The organism is Shewanella abyssi (assembly GCF_023284025.1).
Lineage (GTDB): Bacteria > Pseudomonadota > Gammaproteobacteria > Enterobacterales > Shewanellaceae > Shewanella > Shewanella abyssi.
On the sequence record NZ_JAKIKR010000020.1, the window covers coordinates 16837 to 37569 of the forward strand.

At 45.7% G+C, this 20733-nt stretch carries 17 protein-coding genes; all 17 read left to right on the forward strand.

Annotation, left to right across the window (positions count from 1 at the left end; translation table 11 throughout):
* The first annotated feature begins 19 nt into the window (after window positions 1-19).
* The 17 genes from L2755_RS10565 (at window position 20) to tldD (ending at window position 20650) form a co-directional block, all read left to right on the forward strand.
* The gene (locus L2755_RS10565) at window positions 20-511 is read left to right on the forward strand and encodes a hypothetical protein (protein ID WP_248980659.1); all 492 of its coding nucleotides are present in this window, start codon (window positions 20-22) and stop codon (window positions 509-511) included.
* A 73-nt stretch (window positions 512-584) separates the two neighbouring features.
* Window positions 585-1190, forward strand: a complete 606-nt coding sequence (locus L2755_RS10570) for a pilin (RefSeq protein ID WP_248980708.1) — start codon at window positions 585-587, stop codon at window positions 1188-1190.
* Between the two features lie 79 nt (window positions 1191-1269).
* The gene (locus tag L2755_RS10575) at window positions 1270-1797 is read left to right on the forward strand and encodes a type II secretion system protein (protein ID WP_248980709.1); all 528 of its coding nucleotides are present in this window, start codon (window positions 1270-1272) and stop codon (window positions 1795-1797) included.
* A 15-nt stretch (window positions 1798-1812) separates the two neighbouring features.
* On the forward strand, window positions 1813-2301 hold the full coding sequence (locus L2755_RS10580) for a type II secretion system protein (RefSeq protein ID WP_248980660.1): 489 nt from the start codon (window positions 1813-1815) through the stop codon (window positions 2299-2301).
* 422 nt (window positions 2302-2723) lie between these two features.
* A complete protein-coding gene (locus L2755_RS10585) occupies window positions 2724-3191 on the forward strand; it encodes a pilus assembly FimT family protein (protein WP_248980661.1) in 468 nt (155 codons plus the stop codon).
* Window positions 3154-3792, forward strand: coding sequence for a type IV pilus modification PilV family protein (locus L2755_RS10590; RefSeq protein ID WP_428847792.1), 639 nt, complete (start codon window positions 3154-3156; stop codon window positions 3790-3792). The genes L2755_RS10585 and L2755_RS10590 overlap by 38 nt, the downstream gene beginning before the upstream one ends.
* The gene (locus tag L2755_RS10595; RefSeq protein WP_248980663.1) at window positions 3792-4691 is read left to right on the forward strand and encodes a PilW family protein; all 900 of its coding nucleotides are present in this window, start codon (window positions 3792-3794) and stop codon (window positions 4689-4691) included. Before L2755_RS10590 ends, L2755_RS10595 begins: the two co-directional genes overlap by 1 nt.
* Complete coding sequence (locus L2755_RS10600; RefSeq protein ID WP_248980664.1) at window positions 4681-5181, forward strand: MSHA biogenesis protein MshP; 501 nt, start codon at window positions 4681-4683, stop codon at window positions 5179-5181. Before L2755_RS10595 ends, L2755_RS10600 begins: the two co-directional genes overlap by 11 nt.
* On the forward strand, window positions 5174-9301 hold the full coding sequence (locus L2755_RS10605; protein WP_248980665.1) for a DUF6701 domain-containing protein: 4128 nt from the start codon (window positions 5174-5176) through the stop codon (window positions 9299-9301). Before L2755_RS10600 ends, L2755_RS10605 begins: the two co-directional genes overlap by 8 nt.
* Before the next feature lie 172 nt (window positions 9302-9473).
* Window positions 9474-10523 (forward strand): rod shape-determining protein, encoded by a 1050-nt coding sequence (locus L2755_RS10610; protein WP_248980666.1) that lies wholly within the window; start codon window positions 9474-9476, stop codon window positions 10521-10523.
* Between the two features lie 40 nt (window positions 10524-10563).
* Window positions 10564-11451, forward strand: coding sequence for a rod shape-determining protein MreC (mreC, locus tag L2755_RS10615; protein ID WP_248980667.1), 888 nt, complete (start codon window positions 10564-10566; stop codon window positions 11449-11451).
* Window positions 11448-11936 (forward strand): rod shape-determining protein MreD, encoded by a 489-nt coding sequence (gene mreD, locus L2755_RS10620; RefSeq protein ID WP_248980668.1) that lies wholly within the window; start codon window positions 11448-11450, stop codon window positions 11934-11936. Before mreC ends, mreD begins: the two co-directional genes overlap by 4 nt.
* A gap of 101 nt (window positions 11937-12037) precedes the next feature.
* Complete coding sequence (locus L2755_RS10625; protein ID WP_248980669.1) at window positions 12038-12634, forward strand: Maf family protein; 597 nt, start codon at window positions 12038-12040, stop codon at window positions 12632-12634.
* A gap of 143 nt (window positions 12635-12777) precedes the next feature.
* Window positions 12778-14244 carry a ribonuclease G gene (gene rng, locus L2755_RS10630; protein ID WP_428847793.1) on the forward strand — a complete coding sequence of 489 codons (1467 nt, stop codon included), beginning with the start codon at window positions 12778-12780 and terminating at the stop codon, window positions 14242-14244.
* Window positions 14244-18323, forward strand: coding sequence for a YhdP family protein (locus tag L2755_RS10635; protein WP_248980671.1), 4080 nt, complete (start codon window positions 14244-14246; stop codon window positions 18321-18323). Before rng ends, L2755_RS10635 begins: the two co-directional genes overlap by 1 nt.
* Complete coding sequence (locus tag L2755_RS10640) at window positions 18247-19086, forward strand: carbon-nitrogen hydrolase family protein (RefSeq protein ID WP_248980672.1); 840 nt, start codon at window positions 18247-18249, stop codon at window positions 19084-19086. The genes L2755_RS10635 and L2755_RS10640 overlap by 77 nt, the downstream gene beginning before the upstream one ends.
* Window positions 19087-19201: 115 nt before the next feature.
* Window positions 19202-20650, forward strand: a complete 1449-nt coding sequence (gene tldD / locus L2755_RS10645) for a metalloprotease TldD (RefSeq protein ID WP_248980673.1) — start codon at window positions 19202-19204, stop codon at window positions 20648-20650.
* The last annotated feature ends 83 nt before the right edge of the window (window positions 20651-20733 follow it).

The window sequence follows — 20733 nt, forward strand, 5'->3', positions numbered from 1 at the left end:
CTAGAGCAGAGAGTGGCAAGTGCTTAGTCAGCAGAAGGCAGATGGTGAATTATTGACCCTGTTAAAGAGGGTTTTTGCGCTAGTAATACTATCGTTAGTGTTATCTTATTTAGCTTTTAATTATTTTGATAGCGTAAACAAAGTCGGCAAGCAGAGCATGCAAGTCGAACATAATCGACTACTTAATGTATTGGGGGTTATTCGCTCCCAGTGGCTGATCCAAGGTAAACCTGACCGGTTGCAACTGGATTGGCGTAGCGATTTAACGGATAGCGTAGAGACCATAAGCTATGTCTCTATGGCTGCAGGGGGCTGGCCAATACCGGATGAAACAACTGTTGCTGGCTGTCGTGCTCTCGTAGAAGAGTTGTTGGGTGTCAGTTACGCCCAACAAGTTGTCACCAAGTTCAACTTTAATACAGGTGTGTGTCGGTATATTGGCATATCTGGCGGAAGTATCAGCTACCAAATAGGTTCTGGGCGAGTCATATTTTTGACGGACTTTGAGTAAATAGTGAAATTATCTGTTTTCTATTGTTAACAAACTGATAGAATAAACTTATAACCAAATGGGGATTAAAATGATTAGACAGCAGCAAAAGGGTTTTTCCCTTATAGAGTTAGTGATTGTTATCGTGATTTTGGGCTTGCTAGCAGCAACAGCTATTCCACGTTTTTTGAACGTAACCGAAGAAGCTGAAGACGCCAGTGTTGATGGTGTTTCTGGTGGACTAGCAACTGCAGTCAGCTTTGTGCGCTCACAGTGGGAAGTTGATGGCCGTAATGTTGATAACGTGGTGCTCGATGGCGCACGTATTCAACTCGATGACCGTTTTGGCTATCCGACAGGCACTGCCGGTAACAACAATGCGGCTAATATGAACGTAGCGCGTTGTAGTGAAGTGTTCAATAACGTATTGCAAAATGCACCTCGTAACGTGCAGTTGAACCAAGATGCAAGAGGCATGCGCTATACGGTAAGTGTTGAAGATGGTGAAGGTGGAACGGTTATCGACTTGGATGGTAATGATGTTGCTGGTGTCGATCTTTGTGTTTACCATTTAGTTGAATCATTAGTGTTAACTGACTCTACGGGCATTCCAGCCAATTCGCCCGATAAAGATACCAATAATGCTAAGGGTGTAACCTACAACCCTGGTAATGGCAAAGTTGAAAGCTTTATTAACTAATTTTTTTGCAGCTGATGATGGATTATCATTAGAGTCAATCGTCAGCTGTAACTCGCTTTATAGAGGTATGAAAATGAATATGCAAAAGCAAAATGGTTTTACGCTAATTGAATTAGTGGTGGTTATTATTATTTTGGGTATCTTGGCAGTCACCGCAGCGCCTAAATTTATTAATCTGCAGAGCGATGCGCGTGAATCTGCTCTTCAAGGTGTTAAAGGCGCAATCCAAGGTGCAAATGGGCTAGTTTTCGCTAAAGCCGCTTTAGGTGGTGATGAGAAAAAAGCTACAGGAGATTGGACTATTACTGATCCAGCTAGTCCAGAAGAAGGTGTTGATATTGGCAGCGGAGAATTCGCAGTTACTAATTATGGTTACCTTCAAGCTACTCTAGTTGAGTTTAATAATGCGATTGATGCAAACTTTGATACTGCAGATTCTGATTGGATTGTATCTGGTGTTGCTAGTGGTGAGATGACGATAACGCAAATTGGTGCCCCAGCTGAAACTGGTTCGGGTGCAACGCTTGAGGCTTGTAAGCTCGTTTATACCCAAGCAGCAGATGAAAATACTGTACCAACATACGTCATTACAGATAACGGCTGTTAATAGGAATTAATGCAAATGCAAAAGCAAAATGGTTTTACGCTGATCGAGTTAGTGGTCGTTATTATTATTTTGGGTATTCTTGCGGTTACCGCAGCACCTAAATTTATCAACCTGCAAAGTGATGCAAGAGCGTCAACGCTACAAGGTTTGAAAGGCTCAATGCAGGGTGCTAATTCATTAGTGTACTCAAAATCTGCTATAGCAGGCGAAGAGAGAGAAGCAGATACTACGGTACAAATTGGTGCTGTAGCTGCAGACTCTGTAAAAATAGCATATGGTTATTTACAGAATGATTCAGCTTCTATTTTAGAGGCTTTAGACATAAGTACTGATGATTGGACTATTGTAGCTGGCGATGATTTAACTGAGCCCACTGTTATTTATCAAAGCGGTTCTCCATATGACAAGGACGCAAATCCAGCTGTAGATTGCCATTTTGAATACACTCCAGCACAAAGCGCAAGTGTTGCTCCAAAATATGAAGTAGAAGACACAGGTTGTTAAATTAAACCTTTTTTTAAAGGCCTGCTAAGCAGGCCTTTTTTGTCACTAATGCCGTTATAAAGATGATTTATTTGCCATAATTATTAAACTGTTAGACACTGAGGTTAAAGTGTTTACTGTATTAGAACCTAGAACCTATCTGAAAGCAGAGAAGGTCCTAGGTACTAGGACGTTCGCTAGCTCACTACTAGGACGGACTACGTCCTGCTAGGAAATCAACAGAAAACACCATTTGGCTTTTGATGTTGATTTTATGCTTTGCTAGAACCTAGAACCTAGAACCTAGAACCTAGAACCTCTAGTACTCGAGCCTAGAACCTCTAGTACTCGAGCCTAGAACCTCTAGTACTCGAGCCTAGAACCTCTAGTACTCGAGCCTAGAACCCGCTATCACTGCTCCACAGCATCAATCAGGACTGACAATGCTTACAGCGCACCGACGCGCAGGCTTTACCTTAGTAGAGCTGGTGACCACCATCATTCTTATTGCCATTCTCTCGGTGGTGGCCATTCCACGTCTGTTTACAGCCTCAAGCTACAGTGCCTTTACACTGCGGGAAGAGTTTATTGCTGAGCTGCGTAAAGTGCAGATCATGGCGATGAACAATCAAGACCGCTGTTATCGTTTATCTGTCACGCCAACTCAGTATCAAATTTCCCGTTTTAATGGCGCGTGTAGCGGTACGCCAGTGCGTACGGATGCAGCGCAAACCTTTCAAGGTGGCGCAGCGTTGTTTGTTGGCACTAAAACTAGCTTTCACGTTGAGTTTAATACTCAAGGCGTGCCAATAGTTGATGGCAGTCGCTGCTCTGGTCGGTGTATTACCGTTAAAGCGGACGAGACCCAATGGATTGCCATTGAATCCGAGGGCTATATTCATGGGGGGTAAATCATTATTGAATAAGCGCTCACGACAAAACTCTTATTTACCACAGCGCTGTGGTTTACAGCGCCGTCAGGGCTTTACACTGATAGAGTTAGTCGTCGGCATGGTAGTCATTAGTATCGCCTTTGTGATGCTCACAAGCATATTGTTTCCCCAAGCAGATCGGGCCGCTGACAGCCTGCATAGAGTACGCTCTGCCGAGTTGGCTCACTCGATACTAAATGAAATTTGGGGCAAGCGTTACGATCAAAATACCAACTCAAATGGCGGCGTCCCCGCTTGTGGCGCTGTGGCTAAGCCTTTACTTGGGTTACCCGCTGGATTGGCTTGTACTAGTGAGGGCGACCTTGGGCCTGATACTATTTCAGGCGTTGCTGAGAGCCGCAATGACTATAACGATGTCGATGATTACATGGGGCTGAACATTAACAGCAATATGCTTAATATCAGCGACACTTATGCCAGTCGATATATCAATTATGCGTTAGAGGTCGTTGTTGGATACAACGACTCATCCAGTTTAAACAGTAAGTTGGTAACGGTAAATGTCACCACCCCGAGTGGTGAGGTGATCACCTATAACGCGATCCGGAGCAACTATTAATGTCTAAGCCATTAATGATTAATCCTCGCTGTAGAGGAGGGCTAAGTACTCAGGTTCGCGGTTTTACTTTGGTCGAAATGGTCACTGTGGTTATCATTCTAGGCATTCTGGTGCTGGGCGTGAGTAGTTTTCTTCTTTTTGGTACTCGCATATTTATCGATTCAACCTCGGTTGAACAGGTGATGAGTCAAAGCCGCTTTGCGATAGAGCGCATGACTCGGGATATTCGTAATGCAGTGCCCAATAGTATTCGCGTTGCTAATGGTATGAGCAACGATGGTAGTGCTTGGCAGTGCTTAGAGATGATGCCAATTACCTCTAGCGCGTCTTATATCACGGTGCCATTATTGCCTTTGCCTGCGGCTAATACAGCGACGGTAATGCAAGGTAGTGACGGTGCGTTATTAACTGAAAATCAGTTTTTACTCATCTATCCATTAAGTCCCGCAGATGTTTATACATCAGCTGACGGTACTTCAGGGAAATTGTTTGCTATTAAAAAGGTAACCAATAGTGCAACGACAAATGCCACTGACATTGAATTCGAAAGGGCGATTCAGTTTAGCGAATCGTCCCCGCGTCAGCGCTATTTTGGGATAAATGGAGCAGTGAGTTACTGCTTTGAAGGGATCACTGCTGAGCTCAGCCTGCTCAAGCGTTACTCAGGTTATGGCTTTAATCACGCAGTACAGCGTGGGCCTGATGATATTGAAACTGTAGTTGTAAAGGGGGTGCTGATGGCCGAAAATGTAGTGAATACTATTTCGACAAATAACCCAATGGCCTATACGCCAGGCACATTGCAGAATAATGCCATGGTTCACCTCAACCCTTTATTTGATGTGCAGGGGCAATCGCTACAGTATCATCATCAAGTGCAGGTGATAAATGTCCCGTAATCAGTCTCAAAAAAGAATGAACCGTATTCTGGTGCCGCTTTTAACTAAGCAGCGCGGCAGCGCATTGATAATAGGCGTTTTTATCATCACTGTGATGTTCTTATTGGCAGCGACATTGATCAATGTTCTTGATGATGCCGATCAGCAAATTAGCCTTGAAGTCTGGGGTACACGGGCATTTGCCGCAGCGAACAGCGGTGCTGACCGCGCATTGGCCGAACTGTTTCCTGTTGACCAAGTGGCCGTTGGTTCCTGTAATGCTAACACTACTTGGAATATCGGCACTGATACTGGTTTGGTCGGCTTCCATGGCTGCGCGGTTGTTATCAGCTGTGAGGCTATCACCACTAACTCATTGCCGATTAATATGACCCAATATCTCATCACTAGCACAGCAACCTGCAGTACAGGACAATGCGACTCAGGCACCAATAGCGATGCCAGTTGCATCCGCGTGAATCGCACCGTGGAGGTAGAAGCACGTGACTAATCTAAAACAGTTTATGTGTGGCTTAGTCATTTTAACAGCCTTAATCTCTACCTCGGTTTATGCTGTACCGCGTTGTGACGAGATTTTTACCGATCCCGCAACAGGTAATCACGCTCCTAATGGGCTAGCACCCCCAAGCGGTATTTTAGTGCCTCCTTTGAATAATTTGACCTGTGGAAACTCCAATTGTAGTTTTGGCCCTGGGGATTATGACTACAATGTTGGCGTTTTTGCTAATAAGTCTGTTGTTTCTACATCGGGGACAACAACTCGGCTTTATTTCAACTCTTTGTCTTTGACCAATGCAAATGTGAATGCTGGCGGTAATCCTGAAGATCTTATTATCTATGTTGCTGGTCGTTTAGATATTGCGGGTAAAAATTATATAAATGGTATTGTTTACGCAGCAGGCTCTGTTACTTTTAGTGGCAATGCCAGTATTGATGGAGCGTTGGCATCTGGGGGGAGTTTAGATATAAGTGGTAATGGTGACGTAGACTTTGACCCTGATGCTATCGAAGATGCAGACTTTGGAGGTATGTGTGACAACGGCCCTATTGTTACCCCAAACCCTCCCATCCCAGCTCAATGTCTGACAGAGCAAGATAACGTTAATGGCCTAACCTACCGTACATATGATGCGAGTGATTGGGATGATGACGGTGACAGTCCAGAAGATCATGATGATTTTGAAGATCTCATTAGCGAGGTTAAAAAGACGACTTACCAAATTGGTGAATCCATTGAAGTCGATTTTGATCAAAAAGGTAATGGAATTAACCCACATTCAACCAATTCGGCTGATCAAGATCTGTACTTAGGTATTTTTGAAGGATTCATTGATGCCCCTGAAACCGGTGAATACACCTTTGCAATAGATGGTGATGATGCCATCGAATTACTGATTGATGGGGAAGTGATCACTGGGTTTTATGATGCTCATGCCATTTGTGACTGTACAAGCTACCAAGGAAAAGTCTCACTAGAGCAGGGGACTCACACAATCGAGTTGCGGTTCCATGAAGCCTTTGGATATGAATCTTTTCAACTATATTGGCAAAAACCTGCAGACAGCTCACTCTCCATCGTACCAGCTAGTAGTCTATTGACATGTCCTGCGCCACAGTTCGAGTTTGGCAGAGCGACTATGGATGGTGGTGGTCAAGCAGTGATAGATTTTAAAAATGATTATGCAGTAGCACCTATTGTAATGGTCATGCCGACGATTGATGCTTCAACATACTCCTCTCCAGTTAGTGATGGCCCATCCAGCGTTCGAGTTGTTTCGAGAACAGCGTCAGAAGCGAATATTGCACAATTAAATCCACCCGGAAACCAAGTTCCCGCTAAAGCGATGGAGAAGGTTGATTTCTTCGCTATGGAACCTGGTTATCGGTTTTTAGCGCGAGGCAAAGCTTTACAGGCCGGGATTGTTTCTACTCGTTTATATCAGGGCAGTAGATTACCCGTTAGCGGTCGAGGATATGAAACTGTCACTTTTGACCATGATTTTGGGTTAGCACCTTCCATGTTAGGTCAAACCTTAACTCAAAATAATGGCCGCTTTATTAGTACTGTTATTAACAATGTGAGTGGCAATGGGAATTTGTTCGACATCGCTATTGAAGCCTCAGAGATCAACACTGCTATAAGTGGTAATGAGCTATTAGGCTATGTTGCTGGTGTAGGTCAGGGCGCTATGGTTATTGATGGTGAAAGCATTAAGTATGAATTTGCTAATGCACTAAATCATGGCTCAGGCAGTTCCACCCGGAATTTAAGCCAGCAATGTGCATTTATCAATACGTATCAACAAACCTATACTGCACTGCCTGTGACTATCGCGAATAAAAATCAACGCCGTGGGGGTGATGGTGGTTGGGTTCGACGTTGTGCTAAGGACAGTTTTGCTAATCAAGTCAGCTTTGGTCTGGATGAAGATCAGCAAAGAGACTCTGATCGCAGCCACCTAGCTGAAGACATTGGTTACTTTGCTTTTGAATATACAGCAGAACCTCCTGCAACCAACTATTATCGCATTAGTTTTAGCTCCAACGGGCTCACTTGCGCGGCGAAAGAGATCACCATTAGAGCCTGTAGCGACGCGGACTGTAACTCAGAATTAGCAGATCCGGCGACTGTCGAGTTAACTAAAGATGACCAAAGCTATAAAACGGTCACCTTCGAAGGTTCAACTACGACTGACTTATGGCACACCGATGCTGGAACCATCAAAGTCGGTCTCGGTGGGACAGTCCCTTCAGGCACCTATACTTGCTACATTGATAATGCATTGGTGGCGAATGAAAATTGTACATTAACCTTTGCAGATAGTGGCTTATATTTTGACGTAGACAACACCACAGCGTGTAAAAATAGTAATAGCTTTGAGCTGTTTGCAGTGAAAAAGGACACTCAAACTCAGCAGTGCGTGCCATTATTTGCCGGTGAAACTCGTCTTATCGACATGGACTTTAACTACGTTACCCCTAACAGTAGTGATGTCATTGAGCGCGCCAAGCTTACGGTTAGTAGTGAAAACGCGCCATCAAGTTCAGTGACGCTTGAAAGTGGCACGCCCCAAGGCTTACAGGTCAAGTTTGATGATGATGGTAAAGCCAGCTTAAGCGTTAACTACCCCGAAGCAGGCAAAGTAGCCTTAATCGCGAGTGCGTCTATTGAAGCGCCAGATGGCAGTGGTGATATTGAATTGCTACAACATACCAATGAGTTTGTGTCAGCACCCGATGGTTTTCACTTTTTTAATGATTCAGGCAGTGATGGCTGTATCACAGCTGATTGCACGCTGTTTACTAGAGCGGGAGAGGATTTTAAGTTGAATGTCAAAGCCGTTTGCGGCGTTGATGACAATACGGCTTATAAAGATCGGGCTGCGTTAAAGAACTTTCAGCTGAACGATATTAAGATAAAACCCATACTTAAGGCGCCGTTAGCGATTAATGCTAAGGATTCAGTTGATGGCGCAATAGGCGCAATCGGGCAAAGCCAAATTAGCTTTACTAAGGCCAATGGTGCGCCGCTAAAACTGACTAACCAAACATATTCAGAAGTTGGAGCGATTGGTTTTGCCTTAGATGGCGACATTGATTACATGGGAGTGGCTATTACCGAATCGCAATCGATGAGCGAGACGTTTGGCAGGTTCAGCCCCTATTACCTTTCGATTGAAGAGAACACACCAGCGCTAAGTGCTACTTGCGGCAGCTTCACTTATATGGACCAGCCGTTTGGTTTTGCGGTTGGTAGTGAGCCAACCATTAAGGTCGTCGGCAGAAATAAAGCCAATGGAGTCACCAGCAATTACCAACTTGATGATTGGTGGCGCTATGATGGCAGAGTTTGGAATGATCGCAGTTACAGTGACACTTCAGGCGCTAAGTCTGAAGATGCTGCCGCGTTGCAAATCTTAGACGAATCCCCAAAATCTGGCACCGTGAAATACTACTCGCTTGATAGCAGTAATACGATCCGACGTGCTTACTTAAGTGGTGCTCAGGTGCATTATGCCCGCACTGCGTCACTTGCAAAGCCCTTTAATGCTCAGTTTGATTTAGATTTATCTGCTGCTGATGTCACCGATGAAGATGGTATCTGCCACCAGGAATCGGCTCTCAATCCAAACTGTATCGGTTTCACTTTCGAAGATATCGCAGAAAATGACAGCTTTGAAATGCGTTACGGCCGCTTGGTGATGCAAAATGCCTATGGGCCGTCATCGGAACAACTTCGTCTTGAACTGGGCACAGAGTATGTTAATACTGATGCTGAATGGGTGCGCAATAGTGCTGATAGTTGCTCAGGATTTAGTACTGACGATGATGGGCTTGAGTTAACACGAGACGTCGCATTAGGTAATGTTAACGCTTTTACTGGATCTAATGGTACTGGCAAAGTCGGCACTGTAGGTTTGGGTAATAGCTTTATCTATTTTCCCGCGCCTAATGCCGAGGGCGAAGTGGGTTTACAGCTGCATGTTGATAAGTGGCTGCAGTGGTATTGGAATTACGACAGCAGCGCATTAGAAGATCCTCGGGCGACGGCTTACTTTGGCACCTATCGTGGCCATGATCGCATTATATATTGGCGAGAAGTTAACTAAGCGTCATTAAGCCGTGAATAAGGCAAACTTTTGACTCACTCTTTAGCGCAGATATTGCAAAAACTTGGCTTCATTAGCAAATGTTAACGTCTGTGGTCTTGTGGAATTCAAGAAGCATGATAAAGTTAGCTGATTTCTTTTTTCTTCGACTCCACAGAGACAGGCTGGTTACATGTTCAAGAAGCTACGCGGCATTTTTTCTAATGATCTTTCGATCGATTTGGGTACAGCTAACACGCTAATTTACGTCCGCGATGAGGGCATCGTTTTGAACGAACCTTCAGTGGTTGCCATCCGTGGGGAGCGGTCTGGTTCAGGTCAGAAGTCGGTTGCGGCCGTCGGTACTGAAGCAAAACTGATGCTAGGACGTACTCCTGGCAATATTCAAGCAATTCGTCCAATGAAAGATGGTGTTATCGCCGACTTTTATGTGACCGAAAAAATGCTACAGCATTTTATCAAGCAAGTTCATAACAACAGTGTCTTCCGTCCAAGTCCTCGCGTTTTGGTATGCGTACCCGTTGGTGCCACTCAAGTTGAACGCCGCGCTATTCGCGAATCAGCCATGGGTGCAGGAGCACGCGAAGTCTATTTGATTGAAGAGCCAATGGCTGCCGCAATAGGTGCAGGCCTTCCAGTATCGGAAGCAACAGGTTCTATGGTTGTCGATATCGGTGGTGGTACCACTGAAGTGGCCATTATCTCGCTAAACGGCGTCGTTTACTCCTCATCTGTTCGTATCGGTGGTGACAAGTTTGATGATGCTATCATCAACTATGTTCGTCGCAACTACGGTAGCCTAATCGGTGAAGCAACTGCTGAACGTATTAAGCATACCATTGGTACCGCTTACCCTGGCGATGAAGTATTAGAGATTGAAGTGCGTGGCCGTAACCTTGCAGAAGGTGTTCCACGCAGCTTTACACTCAATAGCAATGAAATTTTAGAAGCGCTGCAAGAGCCATTATCGGGCATTGTCAGTGCCGTAATGGTCGCACTTGAGCAGTCTCCACCAGAATTGGCCTCTGATATTTCAGAGCGCGGTATGGTATTGACGGGTGGCGGTGCGCTTATTCGTGATCTGGACCGTCTATTAATGCAAGAAACCGGTATACCAGTGATGATTGCCGATGATCCACTTACCTGTGTGGCTCGTGGTGGTGGCAAAGCCCTCGAGATGATCGATATGCACGGCGGCGACCTTTTCTCTGAAGAAACTTAAGACGGTAAAAAAAGGGCGGTGATTACCGCCCTCGCTTTTTATGAAGCCTATTTTTGTTCGTGGTATTTCCAACCAATTTAGATTGACCTTAGCTGTCATCATGTCAGTGATTTTGCTTGTTGCAAATGACAGGCTTGAGCCTGTGCGTAACTCTCTCTCCTCCCTTTTAAGTCCACTGCAATATATTGCCAATATCCCAGGGGTCATACTTGATGAGTCTGCAGAGAGTTTGGCTACTCGTAATATGTTGGCTAGACAAAATAAGGAGCTATTACGGCAACAGCTGTTAATGAGTGAACGCTTACAACGTTTCGAGCATCTGCGCCAAGAAAACGACCGTTTACGTGGCCTGTTAGGCTCTCCGGTGCATATGGATGCTAAAAAAGTCGTCGCCGAAGTGATGGAAGTTGCCAGCGATCCTTTTCATCAATACGTGGTACTGAACCGCGGCTCACGTAGCAGTGTTTATGTTGGCCAACCTGTCGTCGACGCACAAGGTGTCGTCGGGCAAGTGGTGCAGGTCAGCGAGTTGACCAGCAGAGTGCTACTGCTCTCTGATATCTCCCATGGTATTCCCGTTAGAATTACTCGCAACGATGTCAGAATGATGGCGGTGGGCACGGGCTCTATTGATGAGCTTGAGTTGCGCCATGTTGCTAAAAGTACTGATGTGCGAGCGGGTGACTTATTAGTGACATCTGGGCTGGGAAAGCGTTTTCCCGAAGGTTATCCAGTTGCACGAGTGATGACGGTCAAGAAAGATGATGGTAAAAATTATGCCACTGTGATTGCACAGCCGTTAGCCGCATTAGACAGAATTCGTTACTTGCTGTTAATTTGGCCCGATATTGCAGCGGACGCAGCAGAATTGATAACACCTGCAGGTGTCGAAGAAGCGCTAAACGCCATTAAGGAGTCCGCGCAATGAGTTTACATGTTGCAAATGGCCGCTGGGTCGTTTGGCTAAGCTTATTGGTGGCGATGTTATTTCAGATTATGCCGCTGCCGGAACTTGTCGAGGCATGGAGACCCGATTGGTTGCTGCTGGTGATTATCTATTGGGCGATGGCACTGCCACATAGATACAACATATTAACGGCATGGATGCTGGGTGTAATGCTGGATATATTGCTCGGAGCCCCCCTAGGCATTAGAGCATTTGCCATGTCTGTGGTCGTCTATGTTGTGGTGCTGCATTTTCAGCGTTTACGTAACTTCCCCATGTGGCAACAAGCACTGCTGGTGGCAACACAGGTTGCCCTCTATAACCTGATTATCTTTTGGGTGCAGTTTGTCACCGATACTGCCAACTTTGATATCAGCCTGTTTTACCCTGCATTTTCAAGTTTGATCATGTGGCCATGGTTATTTTGGATCCTACGCCGTGTAAGGCGTTTATATAAGGTCCGTTAGCGTGGCCAAACTGTAACTAAAGTTTGCTTATTGTCAGTATCGAAATCAATGCACTTTGACCCTGTCAGCATAATCGCGAATTACCTAAAAGGTATTGTAAGATGAAGTTAGTACTCGCTTCGGCGTCGCCAAGGCGTAAACAATTATTAGCTCAATTGAGCTTTTTAAGTTCAGTTGCGCAAAAGCCATTTAGCTTCGACATTTTGGCCGCGGATATTGATGAGAGTCATCGTGCTGGCGAATCGGCAGCTAGCTTTGTGGTGCGCTTAGCGAAAGAAAAGGCGCTCGCTGGGCTGAACTTATACCCGGCGAAGGGGAAGGCTGTGGTACTGGGATCCGATACGATAGTGGTATTAGGCAATGATATTTTAGGTAAGCCAAAAGATGAAGCCGATGCCAAGGCGATATTAACTCGCCTTGCGGGCAAAGCGCATCAGGTGATGACGGCTGTCGCGGTCACAGATGGGGAGCAAACGCTGACAAAATTAGTGACCACTGGCGTGCAGTTTTGCCCAATGACGCAGTCTGATATTTTGGCTTATATTGCCACTGGCGAGCCTATGGATAAGGCGGGCGCTTATGGGATCCAAGGTTTAGGTGGCAGTTTTGTAGAAGCTATTGAGGGAAGTTATTCCGCGGTAGTAGGGTTACCTTTGGTAGAAACCCGTGCGTTGTTGTGTGAGATGAATGTTTTTTAATCTATTGATAATTAATAATAAAAATTAAACTCTAGATTTTAAAATGTGTCAGTAACGCCAAATCCTTTTTAAATTAGCTATTTCCCTAAGTGGGGTGAGTTGTGAATATAGGTCGAATCGTGCCAGGCAGAGTACAGCGAAAAATAGGTTCTGAGCTGCTAATCAATGTGACACCAACTGAAGCGAGAGTCGCACTGGTAGAGCATGGTGTTTTGCAAGAGGTACACATCGAGCGACGCATGAAACGTGGCTTAGTGGGCAACATTTATAAAGGAAAAGTCAGCCGAGTATTACCCGGTATGCAGGCAGCCTTTATCGATATTGGCTTAGATAAAGCCGCCTTTTTACACGCTTCAGACATTGTACCGCACACCGAATGTGTGGCTGATGTTGAGAAGGGTAACTTTGTTGTACGTGACATTGCGGAGCTGGTTAGGCAAGGCCAAGATATTATGGTGCAGGTGGTTAAAGATCCGCTCGGCACTAAAGGCGCACGCTTAACCACAGATATAACCCTGCCTTCGCGTTACCTGGTTTTTATGCCGGGTTCGAGCCATGTCGGCGTATCTCAACGCATTGAATCTGAAGAGGTCCGTGCCAGACTTAAAAAGATCACCGAGCCTTTTGTGGATGACGATGGCGGGTTTATTATTCGTACCGCCGCAGAGAGTGCGGGTGAAGATGAACTGGTGCAAGATGCGGCTTTTTTACGACGTGTATGGGCAAAGGTCAGCGAGCGCCGTAAGCGCCGTGGCGTGTCTTTGCTTTATCAAGATTTGGCACTACAGGTTAGGATCGTACGCGACTTTGTCGGTACAGAGCTTGACCAAATTCAAGTGGATTCCCAGCAAACCTATGAAGAACTGCAGCAGTTTGCGCAAGAATTCATGCCTGAGATTGCTAACAAGCTAGAACATTACAACGGTCCTATACCCATTTTTGACCTCTACGATGTCGAAAATGAAGTGCAGCGCGCATTAGGGCGTAAGGTCGAGCTAAAGTCAGGCGGCTATTTGATTATTGATCAAACTGAGGCCATGACCACTGTTGATATCAACACTGGCGCTTTTGTCGGCCATCGTAATCTTGAAGAAACCATCTTTAACACCAACCTTGAAGCCACTCAGGCCATCGCGCGTCAGCTAAGGCTGCGTAATTTGGGTGGCATTATCATCATCGACTTTATTGATATGCAAGAAAGCGAACATCAAAAACGGGTGCTTTCGAGCCTGCAGGCGGCATTATCAATCGATAGAGTAAAGACCAACATCAGTGGCTTTTCTGGTCTTGGTTTAGTCGAAATGACACGTAAACGTACTCGCGAAAGTTTAGAGCATGTCTTGTGTGGTGAGTGCCCTGCTTGTCTCGGCACCGGCAGTTTAAAGACGGTTGAAACCGTGTCCTATGAAATCTTTCGCGAGATTATTCGTTTAAACAAAGGCTATGATGCCGATGAATTTTTAGTTTATTGCGCGCCAGCGGTTTACCACAGCCTTAAGGGTGATGAGAGCCATATACTGGCGGAGCTTGAAGTGTATGTTTCTAAACGGGTTCGTTTACAGAGTGAGCCTATGTATACCCAAAATAAATTTGATGTGGTGATAATGTAGTGTCACGTAAGCTTCGTAAATTTAACTTTCCCAGAGTTTGCCTGCAATCTCTGGCTATCGTCTTGGTGCTTTTTGCGCTGGTGGTAAGCTTGTTTCGAGGGCTATTGCCTCAGCTTGATCAAGTCAGATTAGAGCTGGTTGATTATATTCATAATCAGTATCAAGTTGAAGTGCAAGTGGGTAAGTTGCAAGCCGAATGGCAGGCCTTTGGTCCTGCGCTAACGGTTAAGAATTTTGTGCTTCCTTCTCAAGATAAACTGCCGGTGACCTTGCTGTTTGAGCAAGTGCATGTGAAATTTGATTTTTGGCAAACTTTGCTGACGGCAACGCCGCAAATTGAAGATGTTATTTTTGATGGGGTTAACATCGCACTCGATCTCGACCGCTTGGCATCCTCTCCAGCGGAATCAAAGGCAAAGATGGAGACCGATTGGATCTATCAGTTGATGTTAGAGCAATTAGAGCGTTTTTCGATAACCAATGCACGCATTCAGCTATTAAGCCAAAAGCATCAATATCGGCCCATTTTCATTAAAGATCTGGAGTGGCGAAACACCAACAAGCGTCACCGAGGTCAAGGGAAGTTGTTTTTAGACGAACAAGCCTCAGAAGTAGAACAGCTGGCATTAAGCGTAGATATTAAAGGTGACGGCCATAAACCTAACTCATTAGTTGGGCAGCTTTATTTGGCGGCAGCGTCACTCGATATTGGCGAATGGGCATCACGTCAACCTAATCCATTCGATGCCAATAAAAAGCTATTACTTGAAGGTGTGGTTAATTTAGAGGCCTGGGTCAGCTTTGCAAATAGCCAGATTAATGGTGCGACCGTAGCGTTTCAGCCTAGCTGGTTGGAGTGGTTTTTAAATGATGAAGTGCAGAGGTTTTCAATCCAAGCGGGAGCACTGCGTTGGCAGCCCAATGCCAATGGTTGGGCTTTAAGCAGCCACGAGCTCACTTTTGCAACCAATGGCGAGCATTGGCCATCGCCAGTTTTGAGTGCTGCGAAGCAAGGCGATAGTATCGACGCTTATTTAAATCAATTAGATTTAGCCACCGTATTGCCGCTACTTCCTCTTATACCTGGTATTGATTTAGCCGCTTTAAATACCTGGCAATCTTTGAACCCAACGGGCGAATTAGATAATGCTCGTTTTCAATGGCTGCATGATAAACAGCAACCCCATTTGTCTGCTGATATCAATAATATTAGTTGGCAAGCACATGCCGGGATTCCCGGGGTATCGGCTATTGATGCCAAGTTAGTGGTTACGGATAAAACGTTACAGTTTTCATTGCCTGCACAGCAATATGTGGTCGACTTTGATGGTGGCTTTGAAGCGCCACTCGATATTAACGGTGATGCCTTTGAAGGTGAGTTTGACTTTGCCACCTCAGCACTATCACTGCCTAAACTGCATTTTAGTAATGCCGACATCACTCTCGAGGCAGCCACCCGACTCGAATTTTCAGGCGCGACTCATATGGCCTTGCTGGCCGAGCTCGACATTAATGATGTGGCAAATGTGCATCGCTACTTTCCACTAAAAGGAATGAGTGATGGCCTAGTTGATTATTTAACTGGCGCATTAAAAGCAGGTAAAACCGATGATGCCGTTATCCTATGGCACGGGGCTTTGCAGGATTACCCTTATTCAACAAGCAATGGTATTTTCCAAGCAGGTTTCACCTTAGCGGATGCTAACTTTAAATTTCAGGACACTTGGCCAGCAGTATCAGATTTAAATCTTTCGGCGCTATTTGAGAATGCTGCGATGGATTTATGGGTCAATAAAGGTCAGTTGATGGACGTGTCAGCCGATGGCGCCTATATCGGTATTCCTGCAATGACCCATGAGAGTTTGTTAATCGTCAAAGCAGATTTAGCCACTAAAGCCGAAGCTGCCAATGCCGTTATTCAACGTTCACCCTTGGTTGATTCGGTGGGTTCCACATTAGATGTGGTGCAAATTAATGGCGATATTATTGGGCAAATCGATCTCAATATTCCCTTGTATGAAGGTGCCGATGCCGTTATCAAAGGCACGGTGAATTTTGACAACACGCCGGTGTATGTTAGTGAGCCAGGCATTCAGCTTGATAACGTGACCGGGCAAGTACAGTTTACTAATGATGTCGTTACCGGCAGTGACATTCATGCATTGATGTATGGGCAACCACTGCTGCTTAGCTTTGACACTGGCAATGTTAATAAAAACTACGGGGTAAATGTAGATCTGCAAGGCCAGTGGCAGCTGGCTAACCTGCCTAAAGCGCTCGATAACCCCTTGAGTGATTACTATAAGGGCAGTATCGATTGGTCTGGCGGTTTAATGTTGATATTTGATCAAACTGGCTATCGGATCCAAGCGCATGTTGATAGTGATATGGTGGGTACCGAACTGACGCTTCCTGCACCTTTTGCAAAATCGGCGTCGCAACCGGCGGCATTTACGGCAGAGCTTATTGGCGATAACAAGCAATCATCTCTTGGGATAAAGCTCAATAAACAGTTGGAGTTTTGGGGCGGCTTTGATCTTGAATCAGGTAATGCGCTGGCGCACTTTGATCTGCTACTGGGGCGTCTATTTAAGCCTGGCGATCAGCTACGTAAAAAACAAGGGCACCTGCAAATAGACTTAGACAAAACTGAGTTTTCCCCTTGGCTATCTATCATTCAAGGCTTTACCGCAAAGTCATCGCAGTCTCCGCTTGAAGAGGGCGAAGATAAACCAGCGACTTCAAAAGCATTTTTCCCGCCGCTGCAATCCATTGAAGCTAATTTCGATGAGCTGAACTTGATGGGGCAACCGCTTAATGATCTTCATTTTGATGCCGCACCGAATGAGCATTCTTGGCGCTTTGAAGCGACATCGCAACAGTTTGATGGGCGCATAGACTTTTATCCTGATTGGGTACAACAAGGGCTTAAAGTTGTCGCGAGTAAGCTTTACCTGTCGCCGATAGCAAAAACGGATGACACAGCCCATTATAAGTCAGACACGGTGCTGGCAAACTTGCCACCGTTAGCAGTCGACGTCGATGACTTTATGATTTTTGAGCGCCCTATGGGCCATTTAGTGCTGCAAGCGGCGCCTGAAGGGGATACTTACAATATCCAGACATTGTCGATGAAAACGCCGGAGGTGAAACTTCGCGGTAATGGTTCATGGTCAATGGTTAATGGCGCCAGCTTTACCTCTTTTAACTTAAGCCTTGATGCGACAAAGTTCGATCATCTCTCTGAGCAGTTTGGCTTTGATCCTGGGCTAAAAGATGCGCCAACTGCAGCGACAGCAGAGGTCTCCTGGGTTGGGGCACCTTACGCTTTTTCATTAGAAACCTTAAATGGCCAGGTGGAGTTTGAGTTAGGGAAAGGCCATTTGTCAGAAGTGAGTGATAAAGGGGCGCGGATATTTTCGTTATTTAGTCTCGACTCACTATTGCGCAAGTTATCACTGGATTTCTCAGATGTGTTTGGTAAAGGGTTATACTTTGACTCATTCACCGGCACCTTGATGCTCGATAACGGCGTGGTTAAAACCACGGATACCGAGATGAATGCGGTAGCAGGTAATATGCGAGTGCGTGGCTATACCGATTTAATGAGCGAGAGCTTAAATTACGATATTCGTTTTGTGCCGAAGTTGGCCTCAAGTGTGCCTACCGTGGTGCTACTCAGTACAGGAGGTTGGACATTAGGGCTAGGCGCTTTTGCACTGACCAAGGTGCTTGAGCCAGTGATTGAAGTTATTTCAGAAATTCGCTTCAGGTTAACCGGCACCATGACGGAACCTAAGCTTGAAGAGCTAGAGCGTAAGAGCAAAGAGATTGTGATCCCAGAGTCAGTGCTGCCTAAAAAGGCAGTTGAGCCTGCTCAGGATGATGGTCAAGGCGGTGCTTTAGAGCCAAGTATAAAAGACACTAGGGTAACGTCAGAATCTAATTTGAAAAACAGCGGCGAAGAGATGCCAGCTTTAAAGTTGATACCGGGAGAGTCAGATGCAAGTCAGCCTACTGCAATGTCAGAGCAGTTGCAGCGTAATCGAGAATCTCGCATTTATCGAATCGCAGCTTAAGTCATTACCCCAGCAAGATGACAATCGACAGTTGGTGGTATTGCCTGAGTGTTGCTTGTTATTTGGTGGTCAAGAAAGCCAGCAACTCGAATACGCAACAGACGAAATTCACAGTCAACTTAAACAAGACTTAGCCGCGTTAGCGAGTCAATATAGCGTGGTGTTAGTGGCGGGTAGTATTCCTATTTTAGCTGAAGATGGGCGGATCTATAATCGCTGCTATGTGTTTGACACTGATGGCAGTACATTAGGCCATTACGATAAGCTGCACCTATTTGATGTTGAAGTAGCAGATGGCACTAAGCAATATCGTGAAAGCGATGCATTTTGCCCAGGTAAACACATTACTGTGGTCGATACCCCTTTTGGTAAGTTGGGTTTAGCGATTTGCTACGATATTCGTTTTGCCGATCTCTTCAGGGCGCTACGCGAAGCTGGAGCTGAGATTATTACACTGCCAGCGGCTTTTACTAAGGTGACAGGCGAAGCGCATTGGCAAGTGCTACTGCAAGCTCGGGCGATTGAAACCCAATGCTTTGTGTTAGCCGCTGCGCAATGGGGAGTTCACAATGACGGCGGCCGTGAGACATGGGGTCAAAGTATGATTGTCGGTCCTTGGGGTGATATTGTAGCCCAAAAGCCAACGGGCACCGGTTGGCTCAGTGCAGAACTTAATATGTGTGATCTACATGCTATTCGCACAAAAATGCCGATAATAAAGCATAATCGCTTTCAGTCGCCGCAACTGAACGAGTCATGCTAAGCGAGTAAGGCTCAAGTCGGTTAGCCTATTTAGCACGTACATTTAAAATCATCTAGAGATGCTTATTTTTAAGGGTTTCTAAACAGAACTATATTTGGTCGAAGAGAGAGAATTGATGTCATTTTTAACCCAAGTTGGACACAGCCTGCTGCAAGACGGACTGGCGATAGACGATCTACAACGCTATTTAAAGTGTATTCATGAGCATAAAATCGATTTCTCAGATCTGTATTTTCAAGGTAGTCGCCACGAATCTTGGGTTTTAGAAGATGGCATCGTTAAAGACGGCAGCTTCCATATTGAACGCGGCGTTGGTGTTAGAGCCATTACCGGCGAAAAAACAGGTTTTGCTTACGCAGATGAAATTAACCCTGCAGCATTGGAAGCGGCTGTAACCGCAGCTCGTGGTATTGCAAAATCGGGTGGTAGCGGACAAGTTAATGCGTGGAAGCAACAGCATGATAAAGCGCTTTACCTCAGTTCAGATCCCATTGCTGCAATGGAAGAGATTAAGAAAATAGCCCTGCTAAAAGAGGCCGATGTCTATATTCGTAGTCTCGATGAGCGAATTATTCAAGTGGTGGTTAGTTTATCTGGGGTGTATGAAGAGATATTAGTCGCCGCCAGTGATGGCACCTTAGCAGCCGATATTCGACCACTGGTTCGATTTAACTGCAGTGTCATTTTGGAGCAAGATGGCAAGCGTGAACGCGGTGGTTCAGGTGGTGGCGGACGTCATAGCTACGATGTGCTGCTGGCGGATGGTGACGATGGCTTGCCATATTGCTTTGCTTTTGCACGTGAGGCTGTGCGCCAAGCTCAAGTAAACTTACACGCGATTGATGCACCCGCAGGAGAGATGCCTGTGGTACTCGGGGCTGGCTGGCCTGGTGTATTGCTACACGAAGCGGTTGGACATGGTTTAGAGGGCGATTTCAACCGTAAGGGCAGTAGTGCTTTTAGTGGCAAAATGGGTCAACAAGTCGCCTCTACATTAGTCACCGTGGTAGACGATGGCACCATTCCCGATCGTCGTGGCTCGTTGAGCATTGATGATGAAGGAACGCCTACCCAGAAGACCGTATTGATTGAAGAGGGGATCTTGAAAGGCTATATGCAAGATAAACTCAATGCAGGCCTGATGGGTGAACGCTCTACGGGTAACGGTCGCCGTGAGTCTTATGCTCATTTGCCGATGCCACGTATGACCAATACCTATATGGAAGCGGGCACGTCTGATCCTGCAGAGATCATCAAATCAGTTAAGAAAGGGGTTTATGCACCTAACTTTGGCGGTGGCCAAGTGGATATCACCTCGGGTAAGTTTGTGTTCTCTGCCTCTGAAGCTTATCTCATTGAGAATGGTGAGATCACTCAGCCGATTAAAGGGGCAACCTTGATAGGTAATGGACCTGAGGCCATGCGCCAGATCTCGATGGTCGGTAATGATCTTGAGCTGGATAAAGGCGTAGGGGTATGTGGTAAAGATGGTCAAAGCGTGCCTGTGGGTGTTGGTCAGCCAACATTGAAACTGGATAAATTGACCGTAGGTGGAACAGCCTAAAGGTAAATAGTCAGTCATCTGGATAAAACGTTAAAGTAAACTAGGATTTAGTCGTACGTATTGCGCTAGGTCCTAGCGAGCAA